Here is a 10,672-nt window from a genome sequence, read left to right on the forward strand (position 1 = left end):
TTTGTTCACGGCATCGCAACTGATCTGGGGATAAACCGTCACTCAGTGCTTGCGATGCGGAATCGACAGCGCGAAACAAGTCCTCGCTCCGGGGAGGGATGCGACCCATGCGTACACGCGTCAAAGACTATATCGAAGTCAGCGACTACACCTCGCTCGATCGTCTGATCACCACGCTCACCGCCATCCGCGACAGCTTGCCGGAAACGGCCGAGCCCGAACTGAAGATGCGCGGCGACGACGTGTTCGGGCGCCGCCTGTCGATTACCTACTGGCGCGAACTGACCGCGGCCGAGCAGGAGGCCGACGCCAAATACCATGCCGCGGCCGACGCCGAGATCGATGCGCTCGCCGCGCGGCTCGACGGCGTTCCGTTCAAACAGCCGCGCAAGGCCGCTTGAGCCGTCGCCCCGGCCTGCGCCGGGGCACCGCGTCGATCACCATTCGGCAAAGCTGCCGTCGCGGTGGCGCCAGATGGGGTTGCGCCAGCGATGGCCGTCCTTCGCCACCGCGCGCACCTTGTCCTCGTCGACCGTGATGCCGAGGCCAGGCTTGTCCGGGATCGGCAGAAAGCCGTCGACGGGGGTCAGCACCTCCGGATCGGTGACGAACTCCAGCAGGTCGTGCCCGACATTGTAGTGAATGCCGAGGCTCATCTCCTGAATCGCGACGTTGGGCGCATTGGCCGCGATCTGCAGGCAAGCGGCCAGCGCCAGCGGCCCCAGCGGGCAATGCGGCGCGACCGCCACATCATAGGCTTCGGCCATCGCCGCGATCCGGCGGCATTCGCTGATCCCGCCGGCGTGGCTGAGGTCGGGCTGGATGATGTCCACCGCGCCGCGCTCGAAGAACGGTTTGAAGTCCCAGCGTGAATAAAGCCGCTCGCCCAGCGCGATCGGGGTCGACACCAGAGCCGCGATGTCGGCCAGGCCTTCGGGATTTTCGCTGAGCAGCGGTTCCTCGATGAATAAGAGCCCCAGCGGCTCCAGCACCTTGGCCAGCTGCTTGGCCATCGGCCGATGCACCCGGCCGTGGAAATCCAGCCCGACATCCATCCCCTGTGCCTGCGCCGCCTCGACGCGGCTGATCACCTCGTCGAACAGCTTGGGCGTGCCGATCCAGTCGAGGTCGGCGGTGGCGTTCATCTTGACCGCGCTGAAGCCTTGCGCCTTGCGCGCTGCCGCCGCGCTGTCGATCTCGTGCGGCTTGTCCCCGCCGATCCAGGCATAAGCGCGGATCCGGTCGCGCACACGCCCGCCCATCAGTTCCCACGCGGGCACGCCCAGCGCCTTGCCCTTCAGATCCCACAACGCCTGGTCGAGCCCCGACAGCGCGCTCATCAGCACCGCGCCGCCACGATAGAAGCCGCCGCGATAGGCGATCTGCCAGATGTCCTCGATCCGCGCCGCGTCATGCCCGATGAAGCGGTCGCGGATCGCTTCGTAGGCGCCGTTCACCGCCTCGGCATGACCTTCGAGGCTCGCTTCGCCCCAGCCGTGCGCGCCGTCCACCGTTTCGACCCGCACGAACAGCCAGCGCGGCGGCACCAGGAAGGTCTCGATCCGGCCGATCTTGAGCTCGGGCATGGGCATTACGCGCTCTCCGGCTGCGATTGCGACTGATTGCCAAGCGCCAGGCCCTTGTCCTGCGCTTCGACCCCCTTGCCCGCATAATCGTCGCGCGGGGGCCAGCAATCGTGGCCGATCGGCTTGATCGGAACCGCCAGGCACACCGACGAGGCCGGAAGCACGTCGCGCCAATCCTTGATCAGCTGCTTGTAGGCCTTGCCCACGTTGCGCAGATTGCGGTTGAGATCATACAGCCCAAGCGGGTTCACGTTGCCGTTCTTCTCACGCAGCGCGGTATCCCAATCGACCTGATCGGTTAGGCTGTACCAGGTGAATCCGACGGTCGGGATACCCACGTTGCGCAGGCGCAGCACGTTGGCCCATTCCTTCCACAGCCACTGTACCGCCTCCTGCCCCGTCGGCCCTTCGCGCAAATTGGTCTCCGTGTGCATGATCGGGAGGCGGTAGCGGTTGTGATATTGCCGCGTGATCTCGCAATAACCGAAGGTCTCGCCCGCCGCTTCGGTCCGCCCGTCGGCATGTACCCGGTGCTCGTTGGTCTTGTAATAATCGTTGCCGAGAATGCAGTGCTGTTTCAGCCGGTTGCCGAGGAAGAAATGATATTCCTCCCGGGTCATCCCGTTATCCATCAGATATTCGTACATCTCGCTGTCGACCCGCCGCCCGTAATTGAGGTCGAGCGTCAGGAAGCGGCGACTGTTCAGCACCTCGGCCGGGCCGATCGCGGCGGGGCTGTCGGCATGGAAATATTCGGATGATTCCGACTGAATGAAGATGGCGTCGGGCCGGCGCTTCAGGATTTCCACCATCGCCAGCACATTGGCTTTGACGATATGCTTGATCGCGGTGACGAAGCCCTGATCGCTTTGCAGCTGCTCGTTCCACCAACCGTATTTGGCGCTAAAGACGGCGCAAATGAACATCTCGTTCACCGGCGTGTAGAGCTGGATCCACGGATATCGCTCGGCGAAATCGGCGGCGTAATTGGCGAATTGCTGGCTGAAATCGGGGTTCTGGAAATTGCCGATCCAGTCGGGCACGCCGAAGTGGCAAAGATCGACGATCGGGGTGATTTCGCGGCGCTTGAGGTCGTTCAGCGTGAGATCGGCGAATTCCCAATCATATTTGCCGGGGCCGAGAAAGGTCTTGTGCAGCGGCGGACCGAAGCGGAGATATTCGATCCCCATCTCCTCGACGCAGTCGAAATCCTCGCGCCAGCGGCGATAATGATCCGACGCCTCCATCTGATCGACCCGGACCTTGCCGCCCTGGATGGTGGGGATGCTGTTTTCGATCCCCGTGGCGAACATGAAATTGGCGATACTTGCCTCCTGGCAGATGCGGCGCGTCGATGGGCGGCGACCCGGTTCAGCCGGCGAATGGCTGCTCCGCGATGCCCGTCACACCCGGTACCGTCATAAACAGCCCGCCCGCGTAAGGTTGCACGCCAAGCGCATCTTCGTTGAGCCCGATGCGGGCGCTGGTGATGAAAAGACGGTCGAGCGAAGCGCCGCCGAACGCCACGCTGGTCGGCCGCTGCACCGGCACTCGGATCTCGGCCAGCCGCTCCCCGCGCGGGGACAGGCGGCGCAGGCACCAGCCGTCCCAGAAGGCGATCCACAGGCAGCCTTCGGCATCCACCGTCATTCCGTCGGGATAGCCGTCGCCTTCGCCGAAGCGTACCAGTTCGAGTTTGTTGAGCGGCGTCCCGTCGGGCGCCAAGTCGTAGCGATAGGTGATCTGGCGGCCGCTATCGTTGGCATACATGATCTTGCCGTCGGGGCTGAACGCCGGGCCGTTGGTGACCCGGAAGCCGTCGTCGATCCGGGCGCAGGCAAGTTTCTTGTCGATCCGGTAAAAGGCGCCGGTCGCTTCACGCTCCTCGTCGTCCATCGTGCCCGCGAAGAGCCGCCCGCTGCGGTCCACCTTGGCATCGTTGAAACGATTGCTTTCGCGGTCTTCCTCGGGATCGAACAACAGTTGGAACCGCTCGCGGTCGAGGTCGACGTGCGCGATCCCATGCTCGGTCCCGGCGATATAACCGCCGCTCGCCCGCGGGATCAGGCTGCCGATCCGATAGGGCGTCGCAATCTCGGCAAGATTGCCGCCATCGCCATCGAGCCGGAACGCCCTTCGACCCTTGATGTCGACGAAGGTGAGCTGCTGGCGCTCCGCATCCCAATGCGGCCCTTCGCCCAGCAGGGCTTTCACATCGGCTATGCAGGTGATGTCCATCGCGCCGCCCAGAATAACGTGGTCGCCGCACAAGGGTAGGACCCTTGTCGCCCTTCGTCGCTTTTGTTGGCATGGACGCGGGCATGTGGACAGACGGATATATCGCGGTCGACTGGGGCACCACGAACCGCCGTGCCTGGCGAATGCGTGACGGCCGGGTGGAGCAGGAATTCGCCGACGATCTCGGTTTCACCAGCGTCGCGGCGGGCGGCTTTCCCGCCGCCGTGCAGGACATCCGCGATCGGCTCGGCGATCTGCCGCTGCTGATGGCGGGGATGGTCGGTGCGCGCGGCGGCTGGGTCGACGCGCCGTACCTCCCCTGCCCGCTCGACCTCGCCACCCTCGCCGCCTCATTGATCGAGGTACCGAGCGAACGCGCTTTCATCGTCCCCGGCGCGTCCTTCGTCGACGGCCTGCGCGGCGATGTCATGCGCGGCGAGGAAACGCAGTTTTTCGGCGCGGTCGACGCCGGCCTTTGTTCGCCCGACGGCCTCATCTGCCATCCCGGCACGCATAACAAATGGGCGCTGATGCAAGGCGGGCGCCTAGTCTGGTTCCGCACGGTAATGACCGGCGAAATGTTCTCGATCCTCAAGGCACAAAGCCTGCTCAAGGCGTGGCTCGACACCCCCGCGCACCCCGGCAAAACGTTTGAAGAAGGCGTCGCCCGCGGTCTCGAAGGCCGGGCGGTGACTGCCGACCTGTTCACCGTTCGCGCCCGCGTCCTGCTCGGCAGCCTTGCCGAAGCCGAGGTGTCGAGCTTCGTCAGCGGCCTTCTGATAGGCGCCGATGTGCGCACCGGCCTCAACGGCATGCCGCAGGGCGAGGTGATCGTCATGGGCCGCGGCGCGCTGACGCAGCTTTATGCGGCGGCCCTGACCCAGGCCGGCCGCGCCACTCGCCAGGTCGACGGCGAACAAGCCTTTCTCGCCGGCACCAACGCCATTGTGGAGCGACTGTCATGACCGCCGAAACCGACTTCGCCCGCTATCTCGCCGATTGCCCGCTGGTCGCGATCATCCGCGGCGTCACTCCCGACGAGGTCGTGGCGGTGGGTGAAGCGATCCTGTCGGCCGGCATCCACATCATCGAGGTGCCGCTGAACAGCCCGCATCCGTTCGAAAGCATCGATCGCTTGAGCCGGGCACTCGGCGACCGTGCGCTCGTCGGCGCCGGCACCGTGCTCGACACGCTTAGCGTCGCCCGCGTCAAGGACGCCGGTGGTCGGCTGGTCGTCGCGCCCAACACCAACGCCCAGGTGATCGCCGCCGCCGTGCAGGCCGGGATGGTCGCCGCGCCCGGTTACTTTACGCCGACCGAAGCCTTTGCCGCGCTCGATGCCGGTGCACAGGCGCTGAAGCTTTTTCCGGCCGAAGGCGCTTCGCCCGCCATCCTCAAGGCCCAGCGCGCGGTGCTGCCGAGGCAAGTGCCGGTCCTCGTCGTCGGCGGGGTCCAGCCCGGCGACATGGCCAAATGGCGTGAGGCCGGCGCCAACGGCTTCGGTCTTGGCTCCGGTGTCTTCACCCCAGGCCGAAGTCCCGATGAGGTCCACGCCCGCGCCAAGGCCTATGTCGAGGCCGCCCGCTCATGAAGCCGATCCGCACCGCCATCATCGGCTTCGGCAAGATCGCCGAGGACCAGCACGTTCCCGCGATCGCCGGCAACCCTCGCTTCGAACTGGCGGCCAGCGTCAGCCGACAGGGCAATGGCCCCGCGCCCAACTTCATCTCGGCCGAGGATCTTCTCGCGTCCGGCCTTGAGTTCGAGGCGGCGGCGATCACCACGCCTCCCGGCCCCCGCTTCGAGATCGCCCGGCTGTGCATCGAGCGCGGGCTTCACCTGCTGCTCGAAAAGCCGCCCTGCGCGACGCTGGGCGAAGTCGAGGAACTGCGCCGCCTCGCCGCCGCCAAGGGCACTACGCTTTTCACCACTTGGCATGCGCAGCATAATGGCGGGGTCGCGGCGGCAAAGAAGCTGCTTGCCGGCCAGCGCCTCAAGTCGATGCGCATCACCTGGCACGAAAACGTCCACAAATGGCATCCCGGCCAGCAATGGGTGTTCGATGCCGGCGGCTTCGGCGTGTTCGACCCCGGCATCAACGCCTTCTCGGTCGCCACCGCCATCCTGCCCGCGCCGCTGTTCGTTCGAGAAGGGACGCTCTACTTCCCGGCCAATGCCCACACTCCGATCGCCGCCGAACTTTCCTTCACCTCGCCCGCCGCGGACGGGCCGCTCAGCGCCAGCTTCGACTGGCGCAAGACCGATGGCGAGGAATGGACGATTCTGATCGAGACCGCCGACGGCGCGCACCTCAAGCTCCTCGACGGCGGCGCGCGGCTGCAGCTCAACGGCGACGAGGTCGCGGCGAGCGGGATCGGCGAATATCCCGACCTCTACGCCACCTTCGCCGACCTCATCGACCGCCGCGAAAGCCTGGTCGACGCCGAACCCCTTCGTCTCGTTGCGGACTCGCTGCTGGTGTCGAAGCGCGAGATGGTCGACGCGGTGACGGTCTAGCGTTGCCCTCGGCTGGGATCGTGGCAAGTGAACGCTAAGCCATTGTCGCTCCTGACCTTCGCCATCGAAGCCACCGAGCAAGGCGACCGCTTCGTCCTCGACGTGTCGCCCTCCGATGGCAGCGGAGTCCGCCGCTACACTGTCAGCGGTCCCGATCCCGACGCCTTTTCCGCCTTGTTCGATGTCCTTCACGCCGACTTTGGCATCCGCCATCCGCATCATGTCGAGCGCACCGCCGACTATCCCGCCCCGCCGTGGCGGCCGCTGATCACCGGCAATCTCCATCCCCGCATCCTGACGGGTTATGGCGACCCCGCCGTCTTGCGCTGCGACGACGGCTGGTGGCTGGTCGCGACCTCCAACGACGCCCCCGATGCCTTTCCCATCCTCCACTCCGCCGACCTCGCAACCTGGCAGCCGAGGGGCTTCGTGTTCGAGGAAGGCCGAACCCCGGCCTGGACCGCCGCTGGGCTGAGAGTCGGCGACTTCTGGGCGCCGGAGATCGCCCGGGTCGGCGACGACTATTGGCTGAGCTACACCGCCCGCGCCCTCGACCGCACGCTCGCCATCGGCCTCGCCCGCGCCGCGCATCCCGCCGGGCCGTGGCAAGACAATGGCGAGCCGCTGCTGACCGGCGCGGTCATCGACAGCCACGTCCATGTCGATGCCGATGGCACGCCGTGGCTCCTTTGGAAGAAAGACAGCAACAGCCTGTGGCCCCGCCCGCTGGCCGCGCTGCTGCGGGACAATCCGGGCCTCATCCCCCGCCTGTTCGAAAATGAGGGAGATCGCCGCACCGCCGCCTTCTGCGCGGCAATCCAGCCCTTCGCCAACAGCCGCCGCCCGATGGAGCGCTTTTTCCTGATGCAGCCGTTGATCCGGGCGGCGCTGGCCAACTGGCGCAAGGTCAAGCCCGCGCTGGAGGAGAGCGGGGTTGCCGACCATGTGATCGAGAACATGGCGACCCCGATCTACGCCCAGCCGATCGCCGCCGATGGCCGAAGCCTGCTTGGGCGACCGACGTTGCTTCTCGCCAACGACCTCGACTGGGAAGGGCATCTGATCGAAGGCCCCTATCTCACCCGCCAGAACGACCGCTACTTCCTGTTTTACGCCGGTAACGACTTCACCTCGCCGAGCTATGGCATCGGTTACGCCGTCGCCGACCGCCTGACCGGCCCCTATCGCAAGGCCCCCGAGCCGCTGCTCCGCTCACACCCTGATTGGTCGGCGCCCGGCCATGCCTCGGTATCGGTCGGCCCCGACGGCGAGCCGCACTTGTTCTTTCACGCTTTCCACCCCGGCACCGGCGGCTACAATGTGTTTCGCGCGCTGCTGACCGTCGGCCTTCAGTTCGATGGAGACGAGGTGCGGCTGGTCCCCTGAAGCAGCGCAACGGCCGCCTCGTACAACTTGCTGCTTGCCGCCGCGACGATCGAGCCGGGTTCGAAATCGCTGCCGCCGTGCCAGTCGCCGATGACCCCGCCCGCGCCGCGCACCACCGGCACCAGCGCCGCCCAGTCGTGGCGATGCAGTTTGTTTTCGATCACGAGATCGAGATGCCCCGCCGCCAGCCGGGCATAAGCGAGCGCGTCATAGCCGAACCGCGTCAACCGCGCCGCCCGCCGCACCCGCTCGAAGGCTTCGGCCTCGGCCCCGTCGAACAGATAGGGATCGGTCGACGACAGCCGTGCGTCGGCGAGATTGGTGCAGCCAGACACGCGCACCTCTTCGCCGTTCAGCGTCGTGCGCCCCGGCAGGCCGATCATCAGTTCGTCCAGCGCCGGGGCGTCGATGAAGCCGGCGACGGGCTCGCCATCCTCCAGCAGCGCCACCAACGTCGTCCAGCTCGGCAGGCCGCAGATCAGGGCGCGGGTCCCGTCCACCGGATCGAGCAGCCAGCGCCGCCGCGCGTCCGGCCGCACCAGCCCATATTCCTCGCCCTCGATTCCGTCGTCGGGAAACGCCGCCTCGATCGCCGCCCGAAGGGCGCGTTCGGCACCACGGTCGAGTTCGGTGACGGGGTCATAGCCGCCCTCCCCCGCCTTGTTGTCGGCGCCCGGCACCGCGGCGCCGAGCGTGACCCCTCGGGCGGTGGCGGAGAGTTGATGAAGAAAGGGCAAAAGGTCGGGCATTGGAGTCAGTCGGGCTGGGAAAGGGAAAAACGCATAGGGTCCACTTCGTCCACTTCGCCCGTTTTTCCAATCACCAAAGGGGTTTGGCGGCCGCCATCCTACATTGCAAGGGCGCCGGTCAGGCTTCGCGCACGCGCAAAGTAGCGAGCGCCGCCAAGGCCATCACGCCCGCGGCAAAGGCCATGGTCCAGATCGGCTCGCCGGGGAAAAAGGCCTTCATGATCGAGCCCATCACCGTCGCCACCAGCAATTGCGGCACCACGATGAATATGTTGAACAGCCCCATGTAGGTGCCGAGTTTGGCCTGCGGCAGCGCGCCCGCGAGAATGGCGTAGGGCATGGCGAGGATCGAGGCCCAGGCGATCCCCACCCCGATCTCGGCCAGCAGCAGGTGCTGGGGATCGTTGAACAGGAAGAAGCTGGCGTAGCCCAAAGCGCCCGCGCCGAGGCACAGGGCGTGGGTGCGGGCCTTGCCGATGCGTTTGGCGAGCGGGGGCAGGATCAAAAGGGCGGCCAAGGCGGCGACCCCATTGTAGACGGCAAACAGCACGCCGACCCAATTGCCTGCTTCCTGGTAGAGCGCGCTGTCGGGATCGCTGGCACCGAAGAAGTTGAGGGCGACCACCGGCGTGGTGTTGATCCACATGATGAACAGCGCCGACCAGCTGAAGAACTGGACCAGGGCGAGCTGCTTCATCACTGACGGCATACCGGAGAAATCGCCGACCAGGCTGCCGAGCATCCCCGCGCCCTGCCCGGCCTTGGCGCGCATCACGACGAACACCGACAGGAGGCCATAGGCAATCAGCAAGGCGCCGAGGAGATAGACCTCCTTCTCGAGCCCGAAGTACCAGGTGGCCGCGACCACGATCACGCCGATGTCGAACCAGAACAAGGCGGCGAGCCAGCTGCGGGAGGCAAGGGCGCGCATGGCGTCACCGCCTTCGATGGGCGCTTCTTCGCCGAAGCCGCGCATCTCGTCTGGCGAATATTCGCGGGTGGTGAAGACCGTCCACATCACCGCCAGGAACAGGGCTGCGCCGCCGGCCCAGAAACTCCAGCGGACCGTGTCGGGGATGGCGCCCGCGGCGGCGACGTTGCTGACGCCCCAATGTTCGAGAAGGTAGGGGAAGATCGAGCCGATCACCGCGCCCGCGCCGATGAAAGCGGTCTGCACCGCATAGCCGGCGGTATGCTGGTCGCGGCGGAGCTGGTCGCCGACAAAGGCGCGGAACGGCTCCATCGAGATGTTGAGGCTGGCGTCGAGCAGCCACAGCAGCGCCGCGGCCGCCAGCAGCACAGGCGCGAGCGGCATCAGGATCAGCGACAAGGCCGCCAGCAGCGCGCCCGCGACGAAATAAGGGCGGCGGCGGCCGAACCGGCCAAGCCAGGTGCGATCGCTCATGAAGCCGATGATCGGCTGGACCAGCAGCCCGGTCAGCGGCGCCGCGACCCACAGGGCGGGCAAGTCATCGAGGCTTGCGCCGAGCGACTGGAAGACCCGGCTCATGTTCGCATTCTGAAGCGCGAAGCCGATCTGGATTCCGAAGAAGCCGAACGAGATGTTCCACAGCCCCGCCCAGCCTTGCCGCGGCTTTTCCAGCCGGCCCGTCACCTGATCCATGCACGCTCCTCTACTCGGGGCTAAGAAAAGCAGGATTGCGTGCCCCTGCCAATGTTGGTGCAGTGCAGCAGAATAGGTATTCACAGGTGACAGGGACCGCGGGCGCGCTAGCGTCGGGTCAGCGTAGAGGGGGAGTAGTCGATGGTCGGTGCCACATCAGCAGAGGTCGGCGGCAGTAATGCGGGCGACGGCGTCGACGCGCCCGAGCTGCGTTATTTCGTGTTCGCGCTGTTCTTCATCTTCGGCGGCATCACCAGCCTCAACGATGTCATCCTGCCCAAGCTGAAAGAGCTGTTCACGCTCAATTACACGCAGGCGATGCTGGTGCAGTTCTGCTTCTTCACCGCTTATCTGGTGATCGGCATTCCGGGCGCACAGCTGGTCAAGCGCATCGGCTATATGCGCGGGGCGATGACCGGCCTGCTGGTGATGATGGCGGGGTGCCTGCTGTTCATTCCGGCCTCGCGCACCGCTACCTACGGCCTGTTCCTGTTCGCCCTGTTCGTGCTCGCGAGCGGCGTAGTGGTGGTGCAGGTCGTCGCCAATCCGCTGATCAGCCTGCTCGGACCGGC

10 protein-coding genes and 1 pseudogene are annotated in these 10,672 nt (G+C 66.1%); 6 read left to right on the plus strand and 5 right to left on the minus strand.

The features are described from left to right. The first annotated feature begins 107 nt into the window (after nt 1-107). On the plus strand, nt 108-401 hold the full coding sequence (locus V6R86_RS13770) for a hypothetical protein (RefSeq protein WP_338505329.1): 294 nt from the start codon (nt 108-110) through the stop codon (nt 399-401). A gap of 36 nt (nt 402-437) precedes the next feature. Here V6R86_RS13770 and dgoD read toward each other — a convergent pair whose 3' ends face one another. Genes dgoD through V6R86_RS13785 form a run of 3 tightly spaced genes read right to left on the minus strand, consistent with a single transcriptional unit; the run spans nt 438 to nt 3,857 of the window. Continuing rightward, nucleotides 438-1,592 carry a galactonate dehydratase gene (dgoD, locus tag V6R86_RS13775; protein ID WP_338505331.1) on the minus strand — a complete coding sequence of 385 codons (1,155 nt, stop codon included), beginning with the start codon at nt 1,590-1,592 and terminating at the stop codon, nt 438-440. Then, on the minus strand, nt 1,592-2,899 hold the full coding sequence (locus V6R86_RS13780; protein WP_338505333.1) for a family 1 glycosylhydrolase: 1,308 nt from the start codon (nt 2,897-2,899) through the stop codon (nt 1,592-1,594). Before V6R86_RS13780 ends, dgoD begins: the two co-directional genes overlap by 1 nt. Nucleotides 2,900-2,957: 58 nt before the next feature. Beyond that, nucleotides 2,958-3,857: an SMP-30/gluconolactonase/LRE family protein gene (locus V6R86_RS13785; RefSeq protein ID WP_338505334.1), complete on the minus strand. Its 900-nt coding sequence runs from the start codon at nt 3,855-3,857 to the stop codon at nt 2,958-2,960. Nucleotides 3,858-3,907: 50 nt separating this feature from the next. On the opposite strand from V6R86_RS13785, the gene V6R86_RS13790 reads away from it, so the two are divergent. From V6R86_RS13790 to V6R86_RS13805, 4 genes are read left to right on the plus strand one after another with little or no spacing between them, the layout of a single operon-like run. Next, complete coding sequence (locus V6R86_RS13790) at nt 3,908-4,789, plus strand: 2-dehydro-3-deoxygalactonokinase (protein ID WP_338505335.1); 882 nt, start codon at nt 3,908-3,910, stop codon at nt 4,787-4,789. Beyond that, complete coding sequence (locus tag V6R86_RS13795; RefSeq protein WP_338505336.1) at nt 4,786-5,415, plus strand: 2-dehydro-3-deoxy-6-phosphogalactonate aldolase; 630 nt, start codon at nt 4,786-4,788, stop codon at nt 5,413-5,415. Before V6R86_RS13790 ends, V6R86_RS13795 begins: the two co-directional genes overlap by 4 nt. After that, nucleotides 5,412-6,341, plus strand: a complete 930-nt coding sequence (locus V6R86_RS13800) for a Gfo/Idh/MocA family oxidoreductase (RefSeq protein WP_338505337.1) — start codon at nt 5,412-5,414, stop codon at nt 6,339-6,341. Before V6R86_RS13795 ends, V6R86_RS13800 begins: the two co-directional genes overlap by 4 nt. A 27-nt stretch (nt 6,342-6,368) precedes the next feature. Next, complete coding sequence (locus V6R86_RS13805) at nt 6,369-7,727, plus strand: glycoside hydrolase family 43 protein (RefSeq protein WP_338505338.1); 1,359 nt, start codon at nt 6,369-6,371, stop codon at nt 7,725-7,727. Here the strand turns inward: V6R86_RS13805 and V6R86_RS13810 are convergent. Both V6R86_RS13810 and V6R86_RS13815 read right to left on the minus strand, forming a co-directional pair. Next, nucleotides 7,691-8,476 (minus strand): inositol monophosphatase family protein, encoded by a 786-nt coding sequence (locus tag V6R86_RS13810; protein ID WP_338505340.1) that lies wholly within the window; start codon nt 8,474-8,476, stop codon nt 7,691-7,693. The genes V6R86_RS13805 and V6R86_RS13810 overlap by 37 nt on opposite strands. A gap of 118 nt (nt 8,477-8,594) precedes the next feature. After that, nucleotides 8,595-10,100 carry an MFS transporter gene (locus V6R86_RS13815; RefSeq protein ID WP_338505342.1) on the minus strand — a complete coding sequence of 502 codons (1,506 nt, stop codon included), beginning with the start codon at nt 10,098-10,100 and terminating at the stop codon, nt 8,595-8,597. A gap of 141 nt (nt 10,101-10,241) precedes the next feature. On the opposite strand from V6R86_RS13815, the pseudogene V6R86_RS13820 reads away from it, so the two are divergent. Further along, nucleotides 10,242-10,672: pseudogene (locus tag V6R86_RS13820) on the plus strand (glucose/galactose MFS transporter); the annotation flags it as partial.

Origin of the sequence: Sphingomonas kaistensis (assembly GCF_036884275.1) — a bacterium.
Taxonomy (GTDB): domain Bacteria; phylum Pseudomonadota; class Alphaproteobacteria; order Sphingomonadales; family Sphingomonadaceae; genus Sphingomicrobium; species Sphingomicrobium kaistense_A.